The sequence below is a fragment of the Arthrobacter sp. 10N43 genome (assembly GCF_056394525.1).
Window position 1 is genome coordinate 18,473 of the sequence record NZ_JBFTIA010000015.1, and the last position, 26,543, is coordinate 45,015.

The 26,543-nt window shown below is 63.8% G+C and carries 23 protein-coding genes; 11 read left to right on the forward strand and 12 right to left on the reverse strand.

The genetic code is table 11. The annotated features are described in order from the left end of the window. The first annotated feature begins 226 nt into the window (after nucleotides 1-226). From AC1DDO_RS19850 to AC1DDO_RS19860, 3 genes are all read left to right on the forward strand, one after another. The gene (locus AC1DDO_RS19850; protein WP_476972575.1) at nucleotides 227-1,003 is read left to right on the forward strand and encodes an electron transfer flavoprotein subunit beta/FixA family protein; all 777 of its coding nucleotides are present in this window, start codon (nucleotides 227-229) and stop codon (nucleotides 1,001-1,003) included. An 11-nt stretch (nucleotides 1,004-1,014) separates the two neighbouring features. Then, nucleotides 1,015-1,998 carry an electron transfer flavoprotein subunit alpha/FixB family protein gene (locus tag AC1DDO_RS19855; protein ID WP_476972576.1) on the forward strand — a complete coding sequence of 328 codons (984 nt, stop codon included), beginning with the start codon at nucleotides 1,015-1,017 and terminating at the stop codon, nucleotides 1,996-1,998. A 461-nt stretch (nucleotides 1,999-2,459) separates the two neighbouring features. Beyond that, nucleotides 2,460-3,812: a cytochrome b/b6 domain-containing protein gene (locus tag AC1DDO_RS19860; protein WP_476972577.1), complete on the forward strand. Its 1,353-nt coding sequence runs from the start codon at nucleotides 2,460-2,462 to the stop codon at nucleotides 3,810-3,812. Between the two features lie 94 nt (nucleotides 3,813-3,906). Here the strand turns inward: AC1DDO_RS19860 and AC1DDO_RS19865 are convergent, their stop codons facing one another. Continuing rightward, nucleotides 3,907-4,527 carry a hypothetical protein gene (locus AC1DDO_RS19865; RefSeq protein WP_476972578.1) on the reverse strand — a complete coding sequence of 207 codons (621 nt, stop codon included), beginning with the start codon at nucleotides 4,525-4,527 and terminating at the stop codon, nucleotides 3,907-3,909. A gap of 334 nt (nucleotides 4,528-4,861) precedes the next feature. Here AC1DDO_RS19865 and AC1DDO_RS19870 point away from each other — a divergent pair, with 334 nt between their 5' ends. Beyond that, nucleotides 4,862-5,593 carry a hypothetical protein gene (locus AC1DDO_RS19870; protein ID WP_476972579.1) on the forward strand — a complete coding sequence of 244 codons (732 nt, stop codon included), beginning with the start codon at nucleotides 4,862-4,864 and terminating at the stop codon, nucleotides 5,591-5,593. Between the two features lie 71 nt (nucleotides 5,594-5,664). Here the strand turns inward: AC1DDO_RS19870 and AC1DDO_RS19875 are convergent, their stop codons facing one another. The 6 genes from AC1DDO_RS19875 to AC1DDO_RS19900 form a co-directional block, all read right to left on the reverse strand. Then, a complete protein-coding gene (locus AC1DDO_RS19875) occupies nucleotides 5,665-6,684 on the reverse strand; it encodes an agmatine deiminase family protein (RefSeq protein ID WP_476972580.1) in 1,020 nt (339 codons plus the stop codon). Next, nucleotides 6,681-7,670 carry a nitrilase-related carbon-nitrogen hydrolase gene (locus tag AC1DDO_RS19880; RefSeq protein ID WP_476972581.1) on the reverse strand — a complete coding sequence of 330 codons (990 nt, stop codon included), beginning with the start codon at nucleotides 7,668-7,670 and terminating at the stop codon, nucleotides 6,681-6,683. Before AC1DDO_RS19880 ends, AC1DDO_RS19875 begins: the two co-directional genes overlap by 4 nt. Nucleotides 7,671-7,769: 99 nt before the next feature. Beyond that, nucleotides 7,770-8,381: a TetR/AcrR family transcriptional regulator gene (locus AC1DDO_RS19885; protein WP_476972582.1), complete on the reverse strand. Its 612-nt coding sequence runs from the start codon at nucleotides 8,379-8,381 to the stop codon at nucleotides 7,770-7,772. After that, nucleotides 8,374-9,891, reverse strand: coding sequence for a purine-cytosine permease family protein (locus AC1DDO_RS19890; RefSeq protein ID WP_476972583.1), 1,518 nt, complete (start codon nucleotides 9,889-9,891; stop codon nucleotides 8,374-8,376). The genes AC1DDO_RS19885 and AC1DDO_RS19890 overlap by 8 nt, the downstream gene beginning before the upstream one ends. A 241-nt stretch (nucleotides 9,892-10,132) precedes the next feature. Further along, nucleotides 10,133-10,438 carry a hypothetical protein gene (locus AC1DDO_RS19895; RefSeq protein ID WP_476868650.1) on the reverse strand — a complete coding sequence of 102 codons (306 nt, stop codon included), beginning with the start codon at nucleotides 10,436-10,438 and terminating at the stop codon, nucleotides 10,133-10,135. A gap of 178 nt (nucleotides 10,439-10,616) precedes the next feature. After that, complete coding sequence (locus tag AC1DDO_RS19900) at nucleotides 10,617-11,882, reverse strand: COG4705 family protein (protein WP_476868651.1); 1,266 nt, start codon at nucleotides 11,880-11,882, stop codon at nucleotides 10,617-10,619. A gap of 142 nt (nucleotides 11,883-12,024) precedes the next feature. On the opposite strand from AC1DDO_RS19900, the gene AC1DDO_RS19905 reads away from it, so the two are divergent. The 3 genes from AC1DDO_RS19905 to AC1DDO_RS19915 all read left to right on the forward strand — a co-directional run bounded on the left by AC1DDO_RS19905 (nucleotide 12,025) and on the right by AC1DDO_RS19915 (nucleotide 15,294). Continuing rightward, entirely contained in the window at nucleotides 12,025-12,723 is a 699-nt protein-coding gene (locus AC1DDO_RS19905; protein ID WP_476868652.1) for a response regulator transcription factor, read from the forward strand. After that, entirely contained in the window at nucleotides 12,720-14,111 is a 1,392-nt protein-coding gene (locus tag AC1DDO_RS19910; RefSeq protein WP_476972584.1) for a sensor histidine kinase, read from the forward strand. Before AC1DDO_RS19905 ends, AC1DDO_RS19910 begins: the two co-directional genes overlap by 4 nt. 91 nt (nucleotides 14,112-14,202) lie before the next feature. Further along, a complete protein-coding gene (locus AC1DDO_RS19915) occupies nucleotides 14,203-15,294 on the forward strand; it encodes a type I restriction endonuclease (RefSeq protein ID WP_476972585.1) in 1,092 nt (363 codons plus the stop codon). A 415-nt stretch (nucleotides 15,295-15,709) separates the two neighbouring features. Here the strand turns inward: AC1DDO_RS19915 and AC1DDO_RS19920 are convergent, their stop codons facing one another. Next, nucleotides 15,710-16,981: an aspartate aminotransferase family protein gene (locus tag AC1DDO_RS19920; RefSeq protein WP_476972586.1), complete on the reverse strand. Its 1,272-nt coding sequence runs from the start codon at nucleotides 16,979-16,981 to the stop codon at nucleotides 15,710-15,712. A 1-nt stretch (nucleotide 16,982) separates the two neighbouring features. Further along, entirely contained in the window at nucleotides 16,983-17,975 is a 993-nt protein-coding gene (locus AC1DDO_RS19925) for a phosphotransferase enzyme family protein (protein WP_476972587.1), read from the reverse strand. Between the two features lie 159 nt (nucleotides 17,976-18,134). Here AC1DDO_RS19925 and AC1DDO_RS19930 point away from each other — a divergent pair, with 159 nt between their 5' ends. Next, nucleotides 18,135-18,773 (forward strand): TetR/AcrR family transcriptional regulator, encoded by a 639-nt coding sequence (locus AC1DDO_RS19930; RefSeq protein WP_476972588.1) that lies wholly within the window; start codon nucleotides 18,135-18,137, stop codon nucleotides 18,771-18,773. A 49-nt stretch (nucleotides 18,774-18,822) separates the two neighbouring features. On the opposite strand, the gene AC1DDO_RS19935 is transcribed toward AC1DDO_RS19930, so the two are convergent. Next, nucleotides 18,823-19,260, reverse strand: coding sequence for a hypothetical protein (locus AC1DDO_RS19935; protein WP_476972589.1), 438 nt, complete (start codon nucleotides 19,258-19,260; stop codon nucleotides 18,823-18,825). A 25-nt stretch (nucleotides 19,261-19,285) separates the two neighbouring features. Beyond that, nucleotides 19,286-21,223: a primary-amine oxidase gene (locus AC1DDO_RS19940; RefSeq protein WP_476972590.1), complete on the reverse strand. Its 1,938-nt coding sequence runs from the start codon at nucleotides 21,221-21,223 to the stop codon at nucleotides 19,286-19,288. Between the two features lie 279 nt (nucleotides 21,224-21,502). Here AC1DDO_RS19940 and AC1DDO_RS19945 point away from each other — a divergent pair, with 279 nt between their 5' ends. The 3 genes from AC1DDO_RS19945 (at nucleotide 21,503) to AC1DDO_RS19955 (ending at nucleotide 25,458) form a co-directional block, all read left to right on the forward strand. Then, nucleotides 21,503-22,918 carry an aldehyde dehydrogenase family protein gene (locus tag AC1DDO_RS19945; RefSeq protein WP_476972591.1) on the forward strand — a complete coding sequence of 472 codons (1,416 nt, stop codon included), beginning with the start codon at nucleotides 21,503-21,505 and terminating at the stop codon, nucleotides 22,916-22,918. A 215-nt stretch (nucleotides 22,919-23,133) separates the two neighbouring features. Then, a complete protein-coding gene (locus tag AC1DDO_RS19950; protein ID WP_476972606.1) occupies nucleotides 23,134-24,672 on the forward strand; it encodes an APC family permease in 1,539 nt (512 codons plus the stop codon). Between the two features lie 186 nt (nucleotides 24,673-24,858). Beyond that, on the forward strand, nucleotides 24,859-25,458 hold the full coding sequence (locus tag AC1DDO_RS19955; protein WP_476868662.1) for a TetR/AcrR family transcriptional regulator: 600 nt from the start codon (nucleotides 24,859-24,861) through the stop codon (nucleotides 25,456-25,458). A gap of 185 nt (nucleotides 25,459-25,643) precedes the next feature. Here the strand turns inward: AC1DDO_RS19955 and catA are convergent, their stop codons facing one another. Then, nucleotides 25,644-26,492: a catechol 1,2-dioxygenase gene (catA, locus tag AC1DDO_RS19960; RefSeq protein ID WP_476868663.1), complete on the reverse strand. Its 849-nt coding sequence runs from the start codon at nucleotides 26,490-26,492 to the stop codon at nucleotides 25,644-25,646. Between the last annotated feature and the right edge of the window lie 51 nt (nucleotides 26,493-26,543).

The following is a 26,543-nucleotide window of genomic DNA, read 5'->3' on the forward strand; positions in this document are numbered from 1 at the left end:
GTGACTCAGTCCCCTCAATATCGGCATAGCACGCACAAACGTCAAGGCTTTGGGTGAACCGTCACCCGCCAGCGGCAGGCCGAACGCTACGCCTGCATCGCGATTTCTTGGGCCGCACTTCGCGACACGGGCCCTGTCCAGCAGGAAGGGCAGCACTTTCGTAGACTCAATGGAGATCCGACGTGTCTCCCCACTTGAGACATGCCCGCCACAGGAAGAGCCATCGATGAAGATTATCGTCCTAGTAAAGGAGGTCCCCGACACTTACGGGGACCGAAAACTGAACCTTGAAACAGGCCTCGCCGATCGCGAAGCCAGCGAGACGGTCATTGATGAGATCGGCGAGCGGGCCTTGGAGCTGGCCCTGACCTACGCCGACGCGAACGAGGGCACCGAGGTCGCCATGCTCTCCCTCGCCCCCGAGGGTGCCACGGCGACGATACGCAAGGGGCTCGCGATGGGGGCGGGAAGTGCCACCCACATCTGTGACGAGGCGCTGCGGGGCGCGGATCTTGGACTGACCGCCGAGACCCTCGCAGCAGCGATCCGTCGCGCTGGGTTCGATCTTGTGATCACCGGCAACGTCTCCACCGATGGATCCGGCGGCATGATTCCCGCGATGCTTGCCGAACTGCTCGACGTGCCGCACGCTACCGGCCTCAGCTCAGTAGAAATCAGCGAAGGCGCCGTGTCCGGCTCCAGGCCCGTGGAATCCGGCCTGCAGACGGTGTCAGCGAACCTGCCCGCGGTAATTTCCATTACCGAGGCCCTTCCCGGGCCGCGCTTCCCGAACTTCAAAGGCATCATGGCCGCGAAGAAGAAGCCCCTTGAGGTGCTTACCCTTGCTGACCTGGGGATCACGGCCGACGATCCGGACGCGGCGCGTTCGATCATGCTGAGCGTTGCAGAGAAGCCTCCGCGCGCGGCGGGCGTAAAGATCATTGATGAGGGTGATGCTGGCGAGAAGCTCGCCGACTTCCTTATCGAAAACCGACTGGCGTAAGGCGCAACGACATGACTGAATACCCTCGTGACGCGATCCTCGTCGTCGTCGAAACCATGGCTTCCGGTGAACTCGAGAAGGCTGCGGCCGGACTCTTCGGCGCTGCCGCTGCAGTGGGCACTCCCATTGCCTTGGTGCTTGCCTCACCCGGCACCGGGGGCGCCGCCGCCGCGGAGGCCGCTGCCCTGGGTGCCGCGCACGCACTGGTGGCGGAGACTCCGGACCCGGGCGCGCTCGGTGTGCCGGCCGTTGACGCGCTGGCCACCGCTGTGGGGCAGGTGCAGCCGGATGCGATCCTGATTTCGCATTCGCTGAATGGACGCGACCTTGCCGGCCGATACGCTGCACGTTCGCGTGTGGCGATTTCTGTCGACGCGATCGGTGTGTCACGTGATGACGCGGGCGTGCTGGCACACCACTCCGTTTACGGCGGTGCCTACAACGTGACGTCAACGGCCACGTTTGGGGCGCCGGTAATTACGGTTCGCCAGGGCTCCATCGAGGCGCGCGCCACGGCTCAGCCGCAGGCATCCGAAACCCTGGACGTGACCCCGTCCGACAAGCCGGCCGCACGGATCGACTCGTTCGAGGAGGCAGTTGCCGCCACTGCGCGGCCGGAGCTGCGCGGTGCCGCGAAGGTTGTTGCAGGTGGGCGCGGACTCGGGTCGGAGGAACAGTTCGCCCTGGTCGGCCGGCTCGCCGATACCCTCGGCGCTGCCGTTGGCGCCTCGCGCGCCGCGGTGGATGCCGGCTACATCCCCCAGTCGGCCCAGGTCGGCCAGACTGGGGTTTCCGTCTCGTCACAGTTGTACATTGCGCTGGGCATTTCCGGCGCGATTCAGCACCGGGCAGGCATGCAGACCGCGAAGACGATCGTCGCCATCAACAAGGATTCAGACGCGCCGATCTTCGAGATCGCCGACTTCGGCGTGGTCGGCGACCTCTTCGAGGTAGTGCCCCAGCTGATTAGCGCCCTTGAGGCTCGGAAGAAGTAGCGATGGCAACTCTGTCTCGGAATATCCGGCGGGGCCTGCCGCGCGTCGAAGGCGGTGACCCCTGGCCCCCAGCAGGCGAGGTACCCGCACGCATTGTCACAGCAGGAGCGGCTGCGGGATCGACCTCAGTTTCCGGGGTGGGACCGGTCACCGCCGGGCCGGCGGCCGCAGCGCCGCCCGCCCCTGCTGCTGCCCAGGAACCGGCCCAGGTGCCGGTGCCGAATGCAGCGTTGTCCGCTCCGGTCCCCGCAGTGAACGACGGCGGCGCGGCGGCGCGTCAGCTTCGGCGTGGCCTGCCGCGCGTGTCGGGTGGGGAGCCTTGGCCGCCAGCGGGGGAGGCTCCGGCATCGGTGCAGGTTGTGTCCGGCGCTCCCGCGGCTGTCGGGCCGCCCGCCGCAGTTACCACTCCCGCGCCGGTTCCGGCTGTAGAGGTTGCTGCAGCTACTGCTCCTGTTCAAGAAGTGCCAGCAACGACGTCAGCTGCTGCTGCGCCGGCCACCGCACCTGCCAAACTGGCGACGGGAACCACAGCGCTGCGCCGCGGACTCCCCCGGGTTCCCGGCGGTGAACCGTGGCCGCCAGCCGGACTTGCTCCGGCTTCCAGCGTGGTGGCGGCCGCTGCTGCTGCCGCTGTTCCGGCCGCTGCGGTTCAGGCTGAGCCCGAACCCATTGCCGAGGCCCATGACCCGGCTGCCAGCGTGGCGGAGACCGTTGCCGTGGTGGAGACCGTTGCCGAGACGGAGCCCCCGACGACGGCGACTGCGAGTTCATCAGCTGCCTCACCGGCGGTCACCGCCACCCCAGCAGCGGGAGCACCAACAGCCCCAGCACGGTCCGCCGCCCCGGCACCGGCAGCAAGGACTGCAAAGCCCGCCGTCGTCGACGAGCCCGTGAAGCCAAAGTCCGAGGCGAAACTTTACGGCTCGCGCACCCTGGGGCAGTGGATCAAGCTCGTGGTACTCCTCGCGCTCGGCGCGGTGGCCGCGGCAGCGATTCTTGTGCTCGCCGCGCGCGGTGTGACCACGCTGCCGGGTGTCCCGGAGTTCCTGGAAAAGTACCCCGGCGCGTATGACCTGCCCGATACGGTGGAGCCCGGCTTCCCGTGGTGGGCGCAGTGGGCACACTTCTTCAACATTTTCCTGATGGTGCTCATCATTCGCTCCGGCTACCAGGTGCGCACCCAGCAGAAGCCGCCCGCGTACTGGACGCCGAAGGGTGGTGGCAAGAAGGTCAGCATCAACCTGTGGCTGCACCAGTCGCTCGATATTTTGTGGCTGGCCAACGGGCTCATCTACGTGGTGCTGCTGTTTGCCACCGGCCGCTGGATGCGAATCGTGCCGACCAGCTGGGAGGTGTTCCCGAACGCGGCCTCCGCGCTCCTGCAGTACATGACCCTCGACTGGCCCGTTGAGACCGGCTGGGTGAACTACAACAGCCTGCAGCAACTCATGTACTTCATCGTGGTGTTCATCGCGGCCCCGCTCGCGGCGATCACGGGTGCGCGCATGAGCGAGTTCTGGCCGAAGGACACCAAGACGGTCAACAGGATCTACCCGGTGGAGGTCGCGCGAGCGATCCACTTCCCCACGATGCTGTTTTTCGTGCTGTTCATTCTCGTCCACGTGTTCCTGGTATTCGCGACCGGTGCGCTGCGCAACCTAAACCACATGTTCGGTGGAACTGACGAGGTGAACTGGGTCGGCTTCTGGCTCTTCGCGGCCGCAATCGCCGTCACGGCAGCCGGCTGGTACGCGGCCCGCCCGCTAGTGCTCGCACCAATCGCAAAGCTGTTCGGTCGGGTGAGCAGCCGCTAGCCCTCCACCATCCACACAGGAGGATCCCGCCCCGCACGCCGCTCAGGCGCTCTGGCACGGGATCCTCCAGTGTCGGACCGGGACTTGCTGACCTTTAGGGAGCGGGGTCCGACACTGCCGAAATCTGGTCCTGCGGCTCGGCGGAAGTACGGTTTGAATGGGCGATGAGGACCAGGGCCGCACCGATAAGTACGCCGTTTTTTGCCACGAACTCGCCGTCGGCGGTCAACAGCAAGGGATCCCCGTCTGTGAACATCAGCCCGGGTGCCATTGCGAAGGTGGCGAACGTGCCAGCAAGGTGCATGGACAATGCCACCAACGCGAGACGGAGCAGGACGCCGCTGATGAGCAAGCAGCCAATGGCCAGTTCGGCGGCTCCGAGTGTCACCAGGACGAGCTGGTCATGGCCAAATGGCAATGTCTGAGCGATGAGCCCCGCCACCGGAGACTTGCCGACAATCTTCAGCCCGCCGAACCAGACGAATACAAGCCCGAGCAGCACCCGCAAACCCGGCAAGGCAACCGGCCGCAGCGCCCGCGTAACCATATGGTCCAGGGCACGTGCCCGCTCGATTGCCCCTATGGGGATGTGCAGCCGGTCGGAATAGGTTCCTTCCGACCCAATCCGTTTATTCCGGCGTGGCAGTGGACCCTGCTCGCGTGCCTGGCGTCTGAGGCTCGATTTATCAAACATGGCTACGTTGCCTTTCTTCAAGCAGCCCTCCCTGTCTGCGGGCCGCCCTCAGAGAAGAGTGGTCCCCACGGCTTGCGGAAACCTTGCCGGTAGTCAGCCATCAATTCGACGCCAATCGAGCACACCCGCATGTTGTTCTTCCACAGCGAGCGGCCCGCCATGGTTCCGCCGGCGTGGAGCGGGGAGCGGGTCAGCTCGCCGAACTGCCGGCCAGCAATCTGGTAACGTTATCTATTCGTAATATTGCCTGATCGAAATGTGTTTGAATATGCCTGCAGACTCCGCTAAAGACGAGAAGCCGAAACAGCTCCTAGGACTAAGTGGCACCCAGACTATCGGCTCGGCTTTGGCAGCGGTGACCTCTGCCTTGGTGGGGTCCTTTCTCGGCGTTGCCGGGACGCTTATCGGCGCCGCACTCGGCTCTATCGTTGCCACGGTGGGCGCCGCTCTCTACGCCAAAACTCTTAGTTCGGCCGCCACTGTCGCATCGAGGAAAATCCCCCTGCGGCGCAGGGGCGGACTGCCCACTGACGACGGCGACGTGCTGGCCGCCAGCGCTCCGGCCGAGAGCGACGAACCTCGAGCCAAACGTGTGAGGAGGCAACTCACCCCCAAGACCTGGATCAAGGTCGGGGCGGTCAGTGCCGCCGCATTCGTTATCGCGATGGTCGGCGTCACGGCGGTCGAATTCGGAACCAATCGGCCCATCTCCAGCCTTGTCTCGTCGACGTCGAGCATCGACAGCGGTGCCACCGGGCACACAACAACGCTGGGCAAAGCATTTAGCGGCAATCCGGCTGTCCCGAACGAGACAGACAAATCGGCCGGGAACCCGGTGGAAGTCCCTGGGCAAGTCAAGGAAGGCACTGGCAAAGCGGGTGCCCCGACTACGGATGGTAGCCCCAGTGGCGTGGGCAGTGGGGCGGCCGGAACTGAAGCGCCTGGAGCTAACGGAGCAAGCGACACCCCGCCGGCAGACCTCGCACCCGACGCCGGACAGAGCCCGGAGCCTTCCCCCGTGACCGAACCGACCTCGGCGCCGGCGGTTCCCTCGGATTCGGGATCGGCCGCGCAGCCCGCACCGTGATGGCGAAGATAGCCCGCTGCTGTGGGCGACGTGCACGTCGCCCACAGCAGCGGGCTTTATAGCTGCCGCGGTCAGATGGCCGGCTGATGCTGGGTGATGCAATGGATGCCGCCGCCCCGGGCGAAGATGGGGCGGGCATCGACCATCACAACTTCGCGGCCCGGATACGCCTGCTCCAGGATCCGGCGGGCTCCCGCGTCGGCGGGGTCGTCGAAACTGCAGGCGATGACGCCGCCGTTCACCACCAGATGGTTGATGTAGCTGTAGTCGACCCAGTCGAGTTCGTCGCGCAGCGTGTCCGGGGCCGGTACCTCCACGATTTCCCAGGCACGGCCCTGCGCATCCCGGGTCCCGGCGAGCATCGCAATGATATCTGCAGTGATCTGGAAGTCCGGGTGCAGTGGGTTGCGCTGGGAGTGGACCAGCAGCACACCCGGCGACGGGATAGCGGCCACGATGTCCACGTGTCCGCGGGTTCCGAGTTCCTGCGAATCACGGGTCAGCCCACATGGCAGCCAGATGACATGCGTGGCGCCGATGGTGCGGGCCAGCTCGGCTTCGACGTCCGCCTTGCTCAGGCGCGGGTTCCGGAACTTATCCAGCTGCACCGTCTCGGTGACCAGTACGGTGCCCAGACCGTCCACCTGGATCCCGCCGCCTTCATTAACCAGCGGGCTGTCCAGCAGCTCCGCCCCGGCCAGCCTCACCACTTCCGCGCCGACCTCGGAATCCTTGCCCCAGGTGGCCCAGTCCTGCTGCCCCCAGCCGTTGAAGACCCAGTCCACCCCGCCCAGCCGGCCGTCGTCGCCGGTCACGAATGTGGGCCCGATATCCCGCATCCAGGCGTCGTCGAGGGGCGCTTCCACGAGGTCAATGCCAGCCGAAAGATAGGTCCGTGCGGCCGCCATGTCTGGCGGGTCCACCACCATGGTGACCGGCTCGAATTCCGCCACAGCATGTGCCACGGCTGCCCACGCCGTGCGGGCCTCATGGGTTTCTTCCGCGGTGTGCCCTATCGAGGAACGCTCCGGCGGAAATGCCATCCAGACCTTTTCCTGGCGGGCCGTCTCGCTCGGCATCATCCAGCTCATGGCTGGTCCGCGGTCTGCTTGGCGGAGACTGCCCCGTACGGGCGGTCAAAATCGACGTCCCGGGTGAGCTCGGCGTAGGTGTCGGGGCGGCGCGTGGTCAGGAACGGGAACAGGTCCAGCCAGTCCTTGCGCTGGTCCAGGTCGAGGTCGGCTACCAGGACTGCTTCCCGGTCGCGCGGCGCCTGGACCAGGACTCGGCCGTAGGGATCGGAGATGAACGAGGAACCGTAGAAGTTGATGTCGCCTTCGTCGCCGGTCCGGTTGGGGACCACCATGAACGTCCCGTTCGTGATGCCGTGGCCTGTGATCACGTGCTGCCACAGCGGCTGGTGGTCGAACTCGGGGAATGTCGGCTCCGAGCCGATGGCCGTGGGGTAGACCAGGATTTCCGCGCCGGCCAGCGAATATAGCCGGGCGACCTCCGGGAACCATTCGTCCCAGCAGGTGGGGAGTCCGACGGCGGCCCCGTCCAGTTCCGCGGGGCGGTACACGGGGTAAGCGTCGACGGCCGGACCGGCGCGGAAGTACGTGTCCTCGTAGTAGCCGGCGCTGACGGGAATGTGGGTCTTGCGGGTGCGTGCCAGCAGCTCGCCCTGGGGCGAGACGAGGATGGCGGTGTTGAAGCCCAGCCCGTCGTTTCCGTCGGAGCGCTCATAGAGCGAGGCGTGGACGGTGACGCAGTGTTTCCGGGCTGCGTTGGCGGCGAACTCGAACGTGGGGCCGTTGAGCAGGTCCTCGGCATCCCGGGCGGGGTTGCTGCCGGCCCGGACGTTGGCCGGATATTTGGACAGCGTAAGTTCCGGCAGGAACACGGCCCTGGCTCCGGCGTCGGCGGCTTTGCCAATGGCATGGGTCAGCACCTGCCTCAGCTCGGCGGCGTTTTCCCGCCAGCGGTGCTGCACCAGGGCCACGCGGAGGGGCCGGCGGGTGCTCTCCTGGCTCCGGGCGAAGGAGGCGGGCGGTTCGGTGTTGGCGATGATGTCCATGGTGGTGCTTCCTAACGGGACCCTAGGGGTCCTTGCATGATCGTGGGATTCCGCTGGAATCGCGTCGATTTATGAGTGATTGAAAGTTCGGTCGGTGGTTCATTTGCCCAGACCCTGTTCGGAAGGTTCCTGCAAGGTACTCGGGCGTGCTGCGGTGAGTGAGTCGATGGCGGTCGTCACCAGGGAACGCGCATGGTCTGTGGTGATGAAACCGTTGAGCCAGCGGCCGGAGATCCCTTCCACCAAACTGGTGAGGATCTCCGCGGTGACTGCGGCCTCGTCCTCGCTGGTGCCTTCACTGGCGGCCACGATGGCCTGGGCGATCTCACGGTTCCATTCCGCCGTTGTCCGGGAAAGCGGTTCCGCCAGCTCCTTTTCGAAGATGGAGCAGGCCCTCAGTTCGTTCCAGGCCACCGAATTCCGGCGGACATCAGGGTCGTCCTTGATTTCGTCGAGGAGCAGGTGCCTGAAGTGCCGGGCGCGGTCTTCGGCGTCAGGGGAGGCGGGGGCGGCGTCGTCCTTGCTGACCTGCTTGTTGATGTGTTCAAGCGTTGCGGCAAGCAGGCCGGCCCGGTCGGTGAAGTGGTAGTACAGGAGGCCCGGTGAAACTCCGGCTTCTGCTGCCACGTCGTTGACCCGCATTCCCCGGACCCCGTTCCTGGCGATGCAGGTGGTGGCGGCGGTGAGGATCTTGGCTAGTTTGTCAGTCATGGTTTGACAGTAATACGTGCTCACCCCGCTCCGGTGCGGCCTCGGCCAGGGAGGCAGTCGGTTCGGGCCAGAGCCGGAGAGCCGCGAGATAGCCGACGGCTCCGATGACTGTGGAGCCAAGGAAGCTGAGGTCGATTCCCCCGGCGAGCTGCGAGAGCGGGCCCGTGTAGAGGGATGTGTCCGTGGCCAGCAGGCCGAAGACTGATCCGATGGCCCAGGGCATCACGGCCCGGAGGTTCCAGCCGTTGCTGTACCAGTACCGTCCGCGCGGTCCGTTGGCACGAAAGAGCTGGAGGTCTGCGGCGTGGTATTTGCCACGACGGGCGACCAGGAAGCCCAGAACGTTGATGGCCACCCAGGGGCCGGCGAATCCGTTGAGCACCAGCGTCATGGCGGTGATGGAGTCCACCGCGTTGAACACGAAGACTCCAAGGTAGAGGAGCCCGACGGCGACCACGGACGTGATCAGCGTGGTGTGGATGCGGCGCAGGCGCGGGAAGAGGGCTTCGAGGTCCAGGCCGCTGGCGTAGAGGTTGAGCACACCCTGGCCGAGCCCGCCGGCCAACGCGATGATGAGGATCGGCAGCAGGTACCAGGCCGGCGCGGACCTCACCAGATCTGCAACGTAGGAACTGCCGAGTTCCGGGATGGCCGAGGCTGTGAAGGCGCCGAAGAGAGCCGTGACAAACAGGCCCAGGAACACACCGAGGCAGGTGGCGCCGACCACGGAACGGTCCGAGTGGCGTTTCCTGGAGATGCGTCTGCTGTAGTCGCCCAGCGTGGGCGCGTAGGACAGTGGGCCTCCGACGGAAATGACGGCGGCCAAAATCCAGGTGGGCCAGAAATCGCCCAGAAGGTAGTCGGCATGTACGGAGGTGGGGCTGAACGTGGGCGCGAAAGCAACGACGCCGACCAGCAGCAGAATGCCGACCACCGGGGCGACAAATTTCTGCATTGCCACCACGGTGCCGTGGCCAAAAAGCGCGACCAAGACGATTTCCACGGAGATCACGGCGTAGCCGATGGCCAGCGTGGTGCCGTCAACGGGGACGCCCAGCAGCCGCTCGGCGGCGGCAACCAGCGCGTCGCCCGAAGTCCAGACCGCGATGGCGGCGTACGCAAGGGCGAATAACAGGGTCAGGGCCGAACCGATCAACCTTCCGCGGGTGCCGAAGTGTGCGGCGCTGGAAACGGTGTTGTTGGTGCCGGTCCGTGGCCCCAGCAGAGCCATCGGGGCGATCAGGGCCGTACCAAGCAGGAGACCGGTGAGGCTGGCCGTGGCGGCGCCGACGAAGTCCAGGCCGAAGGTAATGGGAAGCCAGCCGAAAACGATGACGGAGAAGGCGAAGTTGCCGCCGAAGAACACGGTGAACAGGTTCCGGGGGCGGGAGGTGCGTTGGTCGTCGGGAATGAACTCAATGCCGGCCGACTCAATGCGGCCGAAGCGGTCCTTGTGCGCGGATGCGGCACCGACGGAATCCGCGTCTTTGCGGAAGCGCGTGCTGATCATGGCAAACCTTTCGTGAGCTACATCACATTGATGTATTGCATCAACCATAAGTCCTGACTGAATTTTCAGTCAATAGCTCTCATCGCACAATCTGCCTTATTTTTGGACGGATCCGGCGCTGCGCAGGCCGCCTGCCAGTGGGGCACCGGAAAGCGGACGACGGCGGTACGTCCCGCCGTCGTCCGGGGACGGGATGAAGTTGCGGTTCACTTATCCGGCGGGACCACCGGATTCTCAGCGGTCAGCCCGCGCCCTGGCCCTCCCGGGCCACCTCTTCCAGAATCCTGGCGGTCGGCGCTGCCGTCATCAGCTGTCCTATCACCTCGGGGTTGTCCCACACCTGGGTCCGCAACTTCTCCAGAAAGGCGGTCGCGGCGTCCTGGGTGTCGAAGTCAAGGAGCACGGCCACGCTGTTCCCGTCCTCGGTATCCCGGAACACGCGGACAGACCGGGCGCCCGAGGCCGCGCGGCCTGCGGGATCCGTGTCAAACACTTTCTTGAAAGCCTCATACTCCCGGACCGGGTAGCTAATTTGCAGGGTGAACATCGTCGTTCCTTTCCCTCGGGCTGATGGCAGGGACCACGATAGGCCGTCCGGCGCTATCCCGGTAGGGCCGGACGGTGGGCTTGGAACGTGCTGCCCTGCCCTCTTGGCGCAGGTAAACGCAGCAGACGACGGCGGGACCTCCCGCCGTCGTCCGCCTGCACCTGGATGCTCGTCTTGCTCAGGCACCTCCGAGCGTCGCGAGGAGGTTCTTCAGGGCAGTCTGTTCGGTCGCCGCCTTGGGGGTGGGCGCGCGGACAGCGGACAAGACGGGATCGATCTGTTTGTCGATGTAGGTCCAGGCACCGCAGTCGGCAGCGTTCAGCGCAGATTGGTTGTCATCCCAGGCGGTCTCGAGATCGGTAACGCGGGCCGCGGCTGCGGCCTGGTCGCCCTTCTTGACGAAGGCGAGGGTGTCGGAGGCAATGGTTCGGAACTCGGTCATGTTCGCGGCAGGGAAGTTTGCTTTCGCTGCCGCCTGGGCCTCAGGCTGGGTCGGCACGGAACCGGCAGTGCAGCTCTTTGCAGGGCTTTCGTCGGCGAGGGCGCTCTTGTGCGGGAGGCTGCTTGTGTAGGCGAGGAGCATGATGGTGGCGACCGCGACAACTGCCAGGATTCCCAACGCTGTCCGAGGACGCCCGGGAGGCGTTGGAGTCGCTGTCTTGCCCGATGCGCGTTCGACGGTGTCGGTTTTGCTGATTGAGAGATACACAACGGTGGCGAGGATGGCCAGGAGGAAGATGATGCTCGTGGTGAGCGTGCCCAGGCCCAGGCCGCCTTCGGGGGCGGTGAGGCTGAGCCAGTCTCCGATATTCGCGCCCAGGGGACGGGTGAGGATGTAGGCAATCCAGAAGGCGAGTACTGGGTTGGCGCCGAAACGCCAGAGGGCGGTGACGATGCTGATGAGGATGAGGGGCAGCAGAATTGACGCGCCCGGTCCCCATCCGGTGAGATCGAGGGTCCAGTCGCCCAGGGCCGTGCCGAGGGCGAACGTCACGAGGACAGCGAGCCAGTAGAAGGCTTCGCGGGGCCTGGTGGTGATGCTGTGGATGGACAGGGTTCGTTCTTTGACGAACCAGATGGCGAAGACCACAGCGAGCATCACAGAGAACACGCTGGCGCTGATCCAGAGCGGTACGCCTGCCTGGTCCGTGAGCAGGTCGGTGTAGAGCGTTCCGGTAATGCTCAGCAGAACCACCGTGAGCCAATACGTGTCCGGGCGGTAGCGTCGGAGCCTCATCTGCACGGCGAGTACGACGGCGGTGACGCCGGTGAAAATGACAGCCGTTTCAACGAGGCCTACTCCGAGGGCTACGTTGATGAAGTCGGCAAAGCTCTCTCCGACCGTGGTGCAAAGGACTTTGATGATCCAGAACCAGATCGTGATCTCGGGAACCTTGCTCAGAAGCTTGGTTGGGGGCGGCGACGTCATCTCTCGGGTGCTCATGAACTGCACCCTTCCATTCGTTGCTCCGGTGAAACTGCGAAAAAAGGGCCCCTGTCTGAGAATTCTCACAGACACGCCGAGGGGACACCGTGGCGGTGCCCAGAAGTGCCAACGCGACGCCCGGTTCGGCGAGAATAGCTCCATGGCTGAATCTTGTGACCGTCCCGTGCGAGTGCTGGTGGTCGAAGACGACACTGAACTTGGGCCTCTCCTCGCCCGCGGCCTCGGCGTCGAAGGTTACGAGGCGCACTGGATCGAAGACGGCCTGACAGCCCTGATCGCGGCCCAAGAAACGGACTACGGCGTCGCGATACTCGATGTGATGCTGCCGGGGATGTCCGGATTCGAACTTTGCCGCCGATTGCGCGAGGCGTCACCCGCGCTCTTCATCCTGATGCTCACGGCCCGGGACGACGTCAGCGACCGCGTGAGAGGGCTGGACGCCGGCGCCGATGACTACCTCATCAAACCCTTCGCTTTCAACGAGCTCGCAGCCCGGCTGCGGGCACTCCGTCGCCGGGAGGGCCTGGCGCTCAGTCCCCGGATCGAGGTCGGCGAGCTGATCATCGACAGCCACGACCACGAAGTGCGAGCGGGCGGGAAGGTAGTTCCGCTGAGCCCCAAGGAATTCGCGCTGCTGCGTTTTTTGGCCCAAAACGCGGACGAGACACTGCCACGGGAGCGGATCCTGCTGGAGATCTGGGGAACTCTTCAGCACGCAGATTCGAATATCGTCGATCAGTACATCAGCTACCTCCGCCGCAAGCTCGATCCGCTCCCGACCGGGGTGAGCCTGCGCACCAAACGAGGTGTCGGTTTCCAGCTTGCGCGAGACCTGTGAAGGCGCTTTACAGGCTCTCCATCCGTGCCCGGATCACGATGGGCACGCTGCTGCTGGCCGCTTTGTTCTTCGGTGCCGTTGGCCTCGTCGTGCGGCAGCAGGTCGAGAGCCTTATGCAAAACGCCGCTTTCGAAGTACTCCAAAGCGACGCCGCCCAGTTCGAGACGGCCATTGAGCAGGAGCCAAACGAACCTCGTGACAATCCCGGCGAGGGTCAGCTCGTTGCAGTCATCGATCCTGCCGGAACCAGCCAGGTTTCGACGCTGCCTGCGGCCATCACCTCGAATATGGCTCATATCAACCGATCCAGCACCGGTCCGCAGCAGCTTGTCGCGGGTGAGGCCACCTACTTGGTCGCCGTCGAAACCGTTCCGACCGGCGCCGGTAACTGGACCATCATCTCGGCCCGCAACCAGCAAGAATCCGATCTCATCCTCACCAACCTCACCACGGGGGTGACCTTGGGCCTCGGCGCCCTCACGCTTCTGTTCGGTGCCGCCTCGTGGCTTCTGACGGGAGCTGCGCTCCGCCCAGTTACGCAACTTCGCCGGAGCGCGGAAGCGATCGTCGCGGCCGGTGCGGACGACTTGCTGCCCGTGGGCCCGGCCCGGGATGAGATCACCGGCCTCGCCGCGACCCTAAACCGTCTCATCGAGACCCTCCGGGCATCGGCCTCCCGGGAACGGCAGCTGGTCTCGGATGCCAGCCACGAACTGCGCACACCACTGGCGGTTCTGCAGGCGCACCTTGAGCTGCTCCGCGCCGGCGACCGCAGCAACATTGACTCCGATATCCTCGGCGCCGAGCGTGCAACCACCCGGCTCTCCGAACTTGTAGAAAGCCTGCTGGAACTCTCCCGCCTGGATGCCGGTGGCCCAACACCGTCGGCCACCGACTTCGGGGCCCTCGTCGATGAGGCGGGCGAAGCCATCGACCGGGCCCGGCTCCGCGCCATGGGCCAGGACGTCGAGATCGAATTGACCACACCCGAGAACGCAGACCGCGCCGTACCGACACCAATGCCTGCCCTCCTCTACGGGAGGGTGCTCGATAACCTGCTCTCGAATGCCCTCCGCGCCGTCGACGGGAAGGGAAGGATCACCGCCACCATCAGGCAGGAACCCTCCCACATAATCACCGTCATCACCGACACCGGCCCTGGCATCGAGCCGGACTTCCTTCCCCACGCGTTCGACCGCTTCTCGCGGGCAGAGAACGCGCGCGGCACAGCGAACGGCTCCGGATTGGGATTGGCAATCGTCGCAGCCGCCGCGGAATCGGTCAACGGCACCGTCACCCTCGAGAATTCAGCTACCTCCGGCCTTGTCGTGAGACTCGAGATCCCTGTCCCCCAGGAACGCCCCGCGCCTCTCCAGGATCACCCGTAGGTGGGCCCTAATCTCACCCTTCGGCTACCTTCATCAAATTGACACAGGGCTGCGCTACGGTTGGCAGCACCATCAATTCTCAGGGGGACAAATGGAGTTTGCAGAAAAACTTTCAGCTTTGGCAGCAAAGGTGCGCCAGCAGCGGGGTGTGATCCAAACGGAAGAGGCCACAAAGAATGCCTTTGTCATGCCCTTCATTTCCACAATTCTCGGCTACGACGTCTTCAACCCCATGGAGGTCGTTCCGGAGTTCATCGCGGATGTTGGGCTCAAAAAGGGCGAGAAGATCGACTACGCGATCGTCAAGGACGGCGAGGTCCAGATCCTGATCGAATGCAAGAAGTCCACGGAACCGGTGAAGATCGAGCACGCATCCCAGCTTTTCCGGTACTTTGCCGTCACCAACGCCAGGATCGCCATCCTTACGAACGGCGAGTTGTACCAATTCTTCACGGACCTCGATGCACCGAACCGCATGGACACCAAGCCGTTCCTCGTGCTCGATTTGAACGACATCGACGAATCCCTCATTCCGGAGCTGCAAAAGCTGTCAAAGGACGTCTTTGATCTCGATTCGATCATCAGCGCGGCAGGCGAACTGAAATATATCGGCGAACTCAAGAGGACCTTGGCGGCACAATTCAAGGAGCCCGAGGACGAGTGGGTAAAGTTCCTCACCGGTCGCGTGTACACAGGCCCCTACACCCAGAAGGTGCGCGAGCAGTTCACCGCGTTGGTGACTAAAGCGTCCAAGCAGTTCCTGAACGACCAGGTCAACGAGCGGCTGAAGAAGGCCCTCGGCGGCGCGGCCTTCCCGCAAGTTGAGGACGCAACAGTGGCGGCCACCGTCACCAGTGCACCTGTGGCCGAAGCGGATCTGGCCGAGGCAGACGGCTTGGAGACAACACTGGAGGAAATCGAGGGATACCAGATCGTGCGGGCCATCGTCTGCAGCGAGGTCAAGCCCGCTCGGGTGGTACAGAGGGACGCCAAATCCTATTTCGCGGTGCTGCTGGATGACAACAACCGCAAGCCGATCGCGCGCCTGCACTTCAACCGCACCCAGAAGTACATCGGCATCTTCGACGACAACAAGGAAGAGACGCGGGTGCCGATTAGCTCACTGGAAGAGATCTACGAGCACACGGCAGCACTCCGTGCGAGCGTCAAGAGCTACTTGTAAACGCGACCGCTCTCGACCGGCTCCCACTGGAGGCGTGCCGGAAATACCCTGAACCAACAGGACAGAGTGAGAAGACGACGGCGGGACCTCCCGCCGTCGTCCACTTGCGTTGGGTGCCGGCCACCAGCATTCAGCGGCACAACGGCGCGGGGTGAGGCGGCATGAGGGTGGTGACGTTGCTTCGGAAGACGCGCTCCCAGAGCTCGTCATCCACCTCGTGGACCGGACCTAGGGGGGCGTTCATACGAACATCGTGGCGCGGTTGGGCAGCCGCCACGGTGACGATGTACAAGCGTCGACATCGGAGTCAACATGCCCTGCCGCTCCAAGGGCAACGGCGCCATCCTCAGCTCCGGCGTCAGCTGGTTGGCGCTGCAGGGAGCGGCACCGGTGCCGGCGTCCAGCATCAGCGGGTTCAGACTTCCTTAAGGCTGATTTTCAGTGCATCCAGGAGAAGGTCCGCGTGCTCGCTCCGGAATGCAAGCGGCGGGCGGATTTTCAGCACGCTGTCATCTCGGCCAATACGGCTGATCAACACGTGGTTGCGTTTCATGGCCTCGACCAGCCGTTTGGTCCGGTCTGCAGAGGGTGCTTCCGGGACTTTGTCGTCGAAGACCTCAAAACCGAAGAAGAGGCCGGTTCCTTTGATGGGTCCAATAAACGGGTACTCTGCGCGGAGCTTCTCCAGGGATTCCTTGATTGACGCCCCGAGGATGGTGGCCTTTTCCGGAAGCTGCTCGTCCTGGAGGATTGAGAGCACGGTGCTTCCAACCACCGCCGAAACGGGGGTCCCGGCGAAGGTGTTGAAGTAGTTGTTGTGTGGACCGAAGCGGTCCAGCATTTCACTGCTGGTGACCACGCCCCCGATGGGATGACCGTTGCCCATGGGTTTGCCCAGCGTCACGAAGTCAGGGGAAGCACCGATCCGCTGGTGGCCCCAGAAATGTGTTCCTGTACGTCCGAAGCCGGACTGGACCTCGTCAGCGACCACCAGTCCGCCCGCCGCGTGGACTCGGTCGATGACGCCAGTTATATAGCCGGCCGGAAGGGTGTTCAGACCCTCCGTGGAGAAGAGTGAGTCGAAAAGGAAGCCTGCAAGGCCATAACCGGCACGGACGAGGGATTCGATTGCGGCATCTACTTCAGCAAGGGATGCGGCCAGCAGGTCTGGCTCGCTCAGTATGGTGCGGTCCATGTCCGGAATGCGGATGGGCCGGACTTCGGCGGCCAGGGCCTCGCCTGTCCGGAGCCCGGTGGTCAGACCGGCCAAATACGAAGTGTGTCCGTGGTAGCTGAAGTCCGAGACCAGGACGCCCGAGGCACCCGTAGCCTGCCGGACCATTCTGAACGCGAGATCGTTGGCCTCTGAGCCACTGTTAGTGAACAAGACCCTGTTTAATTCTGGCGGAAAGGTGCCCAGGAGTTGCTCGGCGTAGTCCACGACGTGGTTGTTCAAATAGCGCGTGTGGATGTTCAGCCGGCTCGCTTGATCAGCCATGGCGGCTATGATCCGGGGGTGGCAATGGCCTACCTGGGGCACGTTGTTGTAGGCGTCAAGGTACTGCTCGCCGCGGGCGTCCGTGAGCCAGACGTCATGGGCCGCCACAAATTCCAGGGGCTCATCGTAGAAAAGCGGCGAGTAGGGCCCAAGCGTTTCGTAGCGGCGTTTCAGCAGGTTCGCAGTCATTTCAGATTTCTCCTTTGGGTGTTGCCGATGAATCGTCTTGGTGTATCCACCCGGTTGAACCGCTACCGGTAAATCTTTTTGCCGCTTCGACCACCCAAGGGCCCAGCCGGGATTCAGCAAAATCGCTGGCCGGATCCCCCGGGCGGTCTGCGGCCCAACCCAGGTAACTCATGCCCCGCGCAATCAAGAAGGCGTCCAATGCGTCGCGTTCGGAGGGATTCAGCGCACGGACGCTTTCGTAACCGTGCAGGAATGCCTCCGCCAGGGTGGCGTAGTTCGCGTGTGGCGTGGCGAAGAAGAGGGCTGTGGCGATGTCGAAGCCGAACCAGCCTTCGCCGAAATCGTCAAAGTCGATGATGACAAGTCCGTCGCCGGTGGCAAGGACGTTTTCGAAGGTCATGTCGGCGTGGATGGCCCCGAACACACTGCCATCCCTTCCGAGCGCTTCAATTACTCGCGATGCGGCCTCCGCGGCCTTGGCCAAGGACAGGCGATCCTCCGGCGTGAGGGACCGCAGCCGGGTTCCATCACCCCAGAGGGCGCCGGGACCGAATAGCCCGTCCAGGTCCCAGGCAGGTCTCCCAAGGGATTCCGGCGGGGTGGTGGATTCTGCGTGACGATGGTGGCGGGCCATCACAGCACCCAGTTCGCGCATGTGGTTCTGGTCCAGAGTGCCGGCCCCCGTAAAGACCTGGAACGAGTCTGCAATAGGGAAGGCATCGGGGAACCAACGCTGGACGGAGACCAACCGCTGGTCGCAGTCCACCGGGACGGTGTAGCCGCCAAGGAGACTTTCAACGGGCTCTGGTACTAGGAGACCGGCTTTCCGAAGGCCGCGCAGATGGTGCGATTCGCACTCGATCTCATCGGCCGCCCGGTAGCCGGGCCGATGAATCCGCACGGCGCAATCCTGGTCGTCGTATTCGACCCGGAAGACCTGATTCTCGCGTTGTTTGATGAACGTAACTCGCGCTGCGGAGTCGATGCCAAACATTGGAAGGGCCTCACGGACCATGGCCACGCCGGGGGCAAGGGAAGCTGTCATAAAAACTAGACTAGCGGTCTAGTTTTCGGACTGCAAGTCTTTTTTCAAGAAAGACGTAGGGTGAGATGTGGGCCGCCAACGGAGTGGCACAAAGGCCGAGGAGGGCACATGTCAGTGGAGAGCGCGAAGCGACTAAGTCTCCGCGAACGCCGGCAGGTGAGTACGCGCAATGACCTGATCCAGTCAGCATTGGCCGTGATTGCCGAAACGGGGACAAGCGACCTCTCTTCGGTGACGGTGGGCAAGATCCTGACGGACAGCGGAATGGCTCGGGCCACCCTTTATGCCCACTTTCCCGGTGGTCGCGAAGAGTTGCTGGCCGCGGCATATCAGCGGGTGGCCCATCAATTTTTGGACAACGCCCGTTCAGCCATTGAATCCAACGGCGGCGAGAAGCTGAATTGGACGCAGCGGGTTGAGGCTTACGCAGAGGCACTGCTTGCAGTCTCAGCGGACAAGGGAATCGGTTACTTCTATAACATTTCCGGACCTCAGCTCTTGGGCTTCAGCAAAGAACGGGGCGTCGGATCAACGGGCGTGTTCACGGCCTTCAGCGCCGAACTCCAAATCGGGACTCGTGAAGGAAAGCTACCAACCGGCTCGAGCGAACCGCTGGCCGTCCTGCTTGCCGGGAGCTTGCGGGATGCCGGGATCCAAGTGGCGCTCAATCCGGACAGCGCGGGCCAGTTGCTGGGCGCTTTTCGGTTTCTTCTTCGATCCTTGAATGAAGCGCACGACGCTAGCTGACGGAGAAGAGTCGGACGGCCCTTTGTGGACAAGCCGCGCATGCCGGCGCCTAACCTTCGGGCAGGACGCGAGGCCTCAGCCGGGATACGAGCGTCGCGGCGAGCAACGCCGTCGTGAGTTCCAGCCCGATGACCAGCAAGAGTTCAGCGGCGCCGGACGCCTCCACAACCTTCGACGCCGGCCCCCCGCCGTGGGCGTGACCGGCGCCGCCCGATCCGAGCAGCAAGACCGTATGCAGGAACACCATCGCCACGGCCGAAATGGTGACCTGGTGGAGAGCTCCAATTCTGCTGTGGCGCCAGATGTGCACAGTGCACGGGACACAGACCGCCGCCAGGGCAATCATAAGAGCGCCGAGCCAGGCATCGTGGTGCCCCGAGGCCGCAAGCCACAGGTGCACCAGGCAGGACACGGCCGTAAGTGCTGCGCAGATTCGCGGGTGCAGGACGGGCCCGGCTGACCGGACCCGTCCCGCCGTCGTGGTCATTTCGTGATTCCTGACGCGAAAGCGCTTAGCTGTGGCAGTGTCCGCCGGCGTCGCCGTCGGCATGGCAGCCAGCGGACGGCTGCGAGTTGGCGGGCACGTCCAGGACGGGGCTGCGGTCGAAGAAGCCCTCCGGGCGGAGCTTGAAGCCGACGGTGTCCACGGGCATCATGGGCCAGTCCTCCACCCGGGGGAAGTGCGTCAGGCCGAAGGTGTGCCACACGACGATGTCCTGGCCGTCGATGTCGCGGTCCTGGGAGATGTAGGCCGGCAGCCCGGCTCCCCCGCTGTGCTGGTTGACGAAGTCGCCGGTGGGGTAGCGCTCCTCTTCTGCGTAGCGGGTGACCCAGAGGTCCTTGGTGGCGAACGCGGCGCGGCGTGCGATGGAGGAGCCCGGGTCGGCCAGCAGGGTGGGCTGATTCTGGGAGTGGAGCTTGTAGCCCACGGGTTCGCCGAGCCGGTTGCGGGACTCCGGGTTGGAGATGATCCACGTGCGGCCATTGGCGGCATCGGCGTCGCGGACGGCTTCTGATTCCCGGGTGAGGACCGTGCGCTTGCGGGAGAATGCGTTGCCGCGTTCGTTGCCCTCGCCCATCGGCTGCCGGACCACGTCCTCTTCCTCGACCCGGTTGGTGAACCCATCGATGGCCATGTCCAGGCGGGCACTGAAGATGTGCTGGTGGAACGGCGCACCCAGGCCCGGAGCGAGCTGGGAAATGTTGTCGGAGCCGCCTTCAGGGTAGGCGGAGGTGAAGACGACGCCGGTGGCTTTGGCCTCGAATTCAATGGTGCCGTCGAGGTAGAGGTACCAGTAGAAACCGTAATCGTAGTTGCCGATGGTGGTGAAGAAGGAGATCACCATGCGGCGGTTGCGGCGCGTGTAGTTGATGCCCGTGTACATATCCGAGTGCTTGGACAGGATGCCCCAGTCCTCTTCGTGCATGCAGATGCCGTTGCGGATCTCGCGCGGATTGCCGAACGCGTCGCTGACGATCGGGCTGAGGTACGTGATGTCGCCGAGGCAGTCGCAGCCCAGTTCGAGCGAGTTGGCGTACTGGCCCACGAGGTATTCACCGGTGTCGAAGTAGTTCTGCCAGGACCGGATCGGCGACGGATCCCCGTAGGGAACCACCATCTCGGCGATGGACGCGCGGTTGATGATGGGCCGGAGCCGGTCCCCGTCCTGGAAGGCCAAGTTGTGCAGCACAATGCCTTCGCGGGCGTCGAAGCCGACGTCCAGGCTCCACTTCTCCCACTCGACGTGGTTGCCGCCGGTGACGGTGAAGCTGGGCCCCTCCGGCTGGGTGATGCTGATGGGCTTCTGCGTGGTCCGCAGCGGGCCGGTGAGCTCCGGGTCGGTGTAGTTGCCGTGTTCGGCGGGAACCGGGAAGATGCCGGTGTCGATCACCTGGGTCACAGCCTTGCTAACGACGTCGACGTATCCAACCAGGCCATCGACCGGGTGCGCCCACGCGCTGTCCTCGGGGAAATCCTGCACGAAGGCAAGCCCGCGGAGGATGCGCCGGCCCTTCTCCTCCGGGTACTCGTAGACACCAGCGGAGAGCGGGGCGACGCGGACCTTGCTGACATCCAGATTCCGGGCGGCCAAGGCCTTGAGCCACCGTTCGTCCGTGGCAAGGAGCTGCTCGACGATCTCGAACTCCTCCCCCAGGACGGGAAGCTCACCCGTGGCTGTTGTATCGAGCTCCAGTGCGGAGATCAGCGTCCCCGTTGTCACCGAAACAATCGCGTCAGTCGGTGCAGCTCCAGACACGTCATGAATGAACGCGCGGAACCGCCGGTCCTCCACCTCCTGCTCCCGTGACGGATCCAGAAGTCCGAGGTATGCGATCCGCTTCTCCGGTCCCAGCAGGCCGTTAGCACTCAACAGCGACTGAGCTTCCTGGATTTCGTCAGGGGACGCCAATGGGTGGCGGACGGCCGTTTGCAGTACTGAAGTTCGCATGGATCCTCCGGGTCGACTTCGAAAAAATGTTTTTCTATGACTGTAGATAATACGCGATTGTGATCCTGCCCACAAGCGCGAGGCGGGTCTCAAGATTTTTTTTCGCCAAGTGTGGAAAAAAGATGAATTGGCGTCTACTGTGTGATGTGTCACACGGCAGAAATGTGCCGGACAGTGACGGCAGCGCGCTGAGACCGCGCGGAGTGCGCCGATCGGCCACCAGCAAAACTCTCCCCGTAAGACCAGCACCCTCTCTCCCTATCCCCTAAAAGGAGCACGATGAGCACCAGCACAGCCACAAGTAACGTGGAACCGTCGCCGGCCGCGGCAGGATCGACCCGGACAATTCTTAACCCCGCCACAGGCCAGCCCGTCGGGGAGGCTCCCGTCCACACCGTTGAGGACCTGGAACGCGCGGTCGCCGCCGCGACCGCCGCGCAGCCAGCCTGGGCCGCGCTGGGCCACGACGCCCGGTCCGCCGCGCTGCTCAGGGCCGCCGACGCCGTCGAACGCTCCGCCGAGGAACTGGCCCGGCTGCTCTCCCGCGAGCAGGGCAAGCCGCTGAACGGCCCGAACGCCCGCTTCGAGGTCGGCGCCTGCGCCGCCTGGCTCCGGACGGCCGCGAGCACTCCCCTGGAAGCGGAAACCGTGGTGGACGACGGCGAAACCCGCGCCGAACTGCACTACCGGCCCATCGGCGTCGTGGGCGCGATCGGGCCTTGGAACTGGCCCATGCTGATCACCGTCTGGCAGATCGGACCGGCACTGCGGATGGGCAACGCCGTGGTGGTCAAGCCCTCCGAATACACCCCGCTCTCCGTCCTGGCCCTGGTCGAAATCCTCAACCAGGAACTCCCCGACGGCCTCCTCACGGTGGTTTCCGGCGGCCGCGACGTCGGCGAGGCCCTGGCCGAACACCCGGCGATCGGCAAGATCATGTTCACCGGCTCCACCGCCACCGGCAAGGCCATCATCAAATCCTCCGCCGGCACGGTCAAACGCCTCACCCTGGAACTCGGCGGCAACGACGCCGGCATCGTCCTGCCCGACGCAGACCCCAAAGCCATCGCCGAAGGTCTCTTCTGGGGCGCGTTCATCAACACCGGCCAGACCTGCGCCGCACTCAAACGCCTCTACGTCCATGCGGACATCTACGACGCCGTCTGCGACGAACTCACCCAGGTCGCCGCCGCGATGCCGATGGGCAACGGCCTGGACGAGAACAACGTCCTGGGCCCGCTGCAGAACCGGGCCCAGTACGACATCGTCGCCGGGCTCGTCGAGGCCGCCCGCGACTCCGGCGCCAAGATCCTGCTCGGCGGCAACCCGGCACTGGACCAGCCCGGCCACTTCTACCCCACCACCCTCGTCGCCGACATCGACAACCACAACCCGCTCGTCGCCGAGGAACAATTCGGCCCCGCCCTGCCGATCATCCGCTACACCACCGTGGACGAGGCCGTGACAATGGCCAACGCGCTCGACGTCGGGCTCGGCGCCTCCGTCTGGTCCGCCAACCCCGCCGAAGCCCGCAACGTCGCGGCCCGGCTCGAAGCCGGGACCGTGTGGATCAACGCCCATGGCATGGTCAACCCCCTGATTCCCTTTGGCGGGTCCAAGCAATCCGGCTACGGACTTGAATTCGGCGTCGAAGGCCTCAAAGCCCTCGGCGTCCCGCAGATCATCAACGGCTGAAACCGGCCGGCGTCCGCAAGGGCGCCGGGCCGGGCGGCCCACCAGATTCTTCCTCCGGCAACAACGGCAACGTGACCACGCGTCCCCGTACCTGACGAACCCGGACTGTGTGGCCATTGGTCGGCCACCCCCATATTTTTCAGGAATTACCCCATGCAGCGTCGGTCAGCGTCGACCGCCTGCGTCACCCCTTAACCATTCCCCGGAGGCTGAAAATGTCCCACGCATCTCCACAAATTCCTGCCGTTACCCAACCACCGGGCCTGAGCCGGCGCACTCTTGGAGTTCCCGCCCTGGTCTTCATGACCATTGCGGCCTCGGCACCGCTCACAGTGGTCGCCGGCGGTTATCCCGCCAACTTTGCGGTGACGGGAGTGCTCGGGATTCCCCTGTCCTTCCTTGTGCTCGGAGCCTGCCTGACCCTGTTTACCGTGGGCTACGCCGCCATGAGTTCGCGAATTCGAAATGCCGGGGCGTTCTATGCGTACATCGCCCAGGGCCTTGGCAAGAGGACCGGCGTAGGAGCTTCTTTCGTGGCCCTCACCGCGTACAATTCCATCCAAATCGCCGTCTATGGTCTCTTTGGCTTTGCTTCGGCTACGTTCATCAATGAGAAGACAGGGGCGGATGTCCCGTGGTGGGCAACTGCCGGAGTTGCCTTCCTGGTCGTCGCGTGGCTCGGCATCAACAAGGTTGATTTTTCTGTGCGGGTAGTGGCCGTCATGGTGGGCCTGGAATTTCTTGCAGTCATCGTTTTCGACGTTGCCGCCTTTGCTGTGCAGCCGGAAGGCGTTTCGGCGACAGGCCTGTTGCCAAGCGATCTGTTTACCGCCGGAGTTGGCGCTGCCTTGGCATTCAGTATTGCCAGCTTCATGGGTTTTGAATCGGCGGCGATCTACAGCGAGGAGTCGAAGGACCCGAAACGCTCCATCGCACGGGCAACGTACATATCTGTAGCCATTATCGCCGTCTTCTACGCATTCTCAGCTTGGGCAATGATGACCGCTACGGGCCCTGGCCAAATCGTGGCGGTCTCCAGGGAATTGGGCCCCGGGCTGCTGTTTGCTTTTCTAGGTCAAAACGTCGGGACACTCATGGCAGACCTTGCGCAGATGATGTTTCTCACGAGCCTCTTTGCCTCGCTTCTGGCATTCCACAATGCTGTTGCCCGGTACGTCTTCTCGCTGGCCAGGGAAAACGTGCTCCCAAAGCAACTGGCTTATGTCAACCCGCGCACCCATGCGCCTGTGGCCGGATCTATTGCCCAATCCATAACCGCGCTGACCGTCATCGTGGCGTTCGCTATTGCCGGCAATGCATCCGATCTGGGCCCGCTCTTTCCGGTCCTGACCCTCTTTACGTGGCTTTCGAATTCAGCCGCCGCCGGACTCGTTTTACTCCTGGCCCTGGTTTCCTTGGCTGTCGTTGGATACTTCCGCCGCAACGCCCATGAGCTGTCCCTTTGGACCACCGTCGTCGCCCCGGTGCTTAGCGCGCTGGCCCTCGGAGCCGTGTTCGTGCTTATCCTGGCGAACTTCGATGTTCTCATCGGGTCCTCCGGCCCATCGGTTCTGTCCTGGGTGCTGCCGGCTATTGCGATCGTCCCCGGCGCCGCCGGATTGTGGTGGGGCCATCGCCTGAAGATCAAGTCTCCGGCTGTCTACGAATACATCGGCCATGGCGGCGAAGGCTCTCCGGAGGAGAACGAATATGATCTGCCGACGCCGGACTGCGACGAAGTTCGGGTCAATTAGCAAGAAATAGCTGGACTCCTGTGCGGCATCCTCCGTCCCCTGACATGGGACGGAGGATGCCGATCCGCGTTACCCCGTTCTTGGCTTGAACGGACAGAGCCAAGGCTGCTGCCCCAGGGCGCCGGACGAGGGTGCGACTACCCTAGAGGAAGTCCAGGGAAAAGCATCGGGTAGAGAGAGGTCTCCTTGCCGAAAATTGTCGATCATGACCAGCGGCGTGCAGATGTGGTCAGTGCCACGTGGCGGCTCATCGCCCGCGACGGCATTGAAGGCGCCACCATGCGGGAAATCGCAGCTGAGGCCGGATTCGCCAATGGCGCCCTCAAGCCCTATTTCGGGAGTAAAGAACATCTGCTTGCTTTTGCCTTCGAGCATGTCTTTCACGAAACAAACAAAAGAATCGACACGGCCACCGGAATCAATACCGGTCTGGCCGCTCTCCGTGTGTTCTGCCACGAGGTGCTCCCGCTGGATGAAGAGAAGGAGAACGAAGCCCGGATCGTGATCGGATTCTGGCAACGTGCGCTGGGAGATACGTCTAAGTCAGCGCTCCATGAACGGTCGATGGAACAGTGGCGCGAACGAATCCTGGTCCACTTGAGGGATGCCCGGGCTGCAGGAGAGATCTTCTCGACGGTGAGCGATGAAGACTTTGCCGGAATCCTTATGAATATGCTTCTTGGGGCGCAAATCAGCGTTGCCCTCGCCCCCGGCACCAGCACTCGGCTCCAGCTCATTTCCCAGCTGGAGGCCGTGTTGCATCTCCTTCAACCCTCCCAGGCATGAATCCAGCGCGGGAGCCTTGGAGCAAGGCGTAGGGAAGCAGCGCCACCTGCCAGCGCTTCCACCTGGTGATGTTCTAAAGAATTGACCTGCCGGGATCTGGCCCTGTCCGGACACAGCAAACCACCGGATGGCACCACATCCCCATCAAGGGAACGCGTGGACTGTGCCATCCGGTGGAAAGGGTGTTACTGGGCCGGTGCGAGTACGAAGTCGTACGTCACCTCTCGGCCCGTACCGTCTGCCTTGTCCTGCGGGTCGAGTACCAGCTCGGGCTTCACTGCCGAAGCGATGTCATCGCCAAGGTGCTTGTCGGCCGTGAAATACAGCTGGGTCGTGATCAGCTGATGGTCGGCTGCCGCGATCTTCAGGTGCAGGTGGGCCGGCCGCCATGCATGCCATCCGGCCGCCTCGATCAACTGCCCGCAGGCACCGTCGGTAGGGATCTGATAGGGCGCAGGCTGCACTGTGTGGATCTGGAAGAAACCTTCGGAGTCAGTTAGCGCCGTCCCCCGGAGGTTCCACTCGGGAATATTGGGGGCGAACTGTGAGTAAAAGCCCAGATCATCGGCGTGCCAGATTTCAATCGACGCCCCCGCCAGGGCTGCACCCGCAACTGAAGTTACTTTGCCCTGGAAAACCAGCGGCGTCCCTGGTTCGTCCTCGCGCATCGGGAGAGTCGCCGGCGACTCGAGGACCGGCGACCCCGGGACGTAGTACGGGCCTTCGATGGTGCCCTTGCTGCCTGCCCGGCCGCTGTTGGCGACTTCTTCCACCGCGTGTTCCAGCCATACGTCCAGGAAGAGCGGCCATTCCCCGGTTTCGCCAACCTGAATGAGCCACGTTTTCAGCGCGTTGTACTCCTCGTAGGTGACCTTTTCTTCCAGAACGGTTTCAACGAGGGCGTTAATGGCACGGGAGGCGAGTCGACTGACCCGGTCGGCGCCCACTTCCAAGGCCGAGGATTTGTCAGACCGGAAGCGCTCGGTGGCCTTGGCTCCGGAATCAGCGGCCGTCGCTTCAATTTCTACAGACATTTGATGTCCTTTCTTTGCTTTCCGCCTCCGCGTCGATGCGGAATTGGGTGG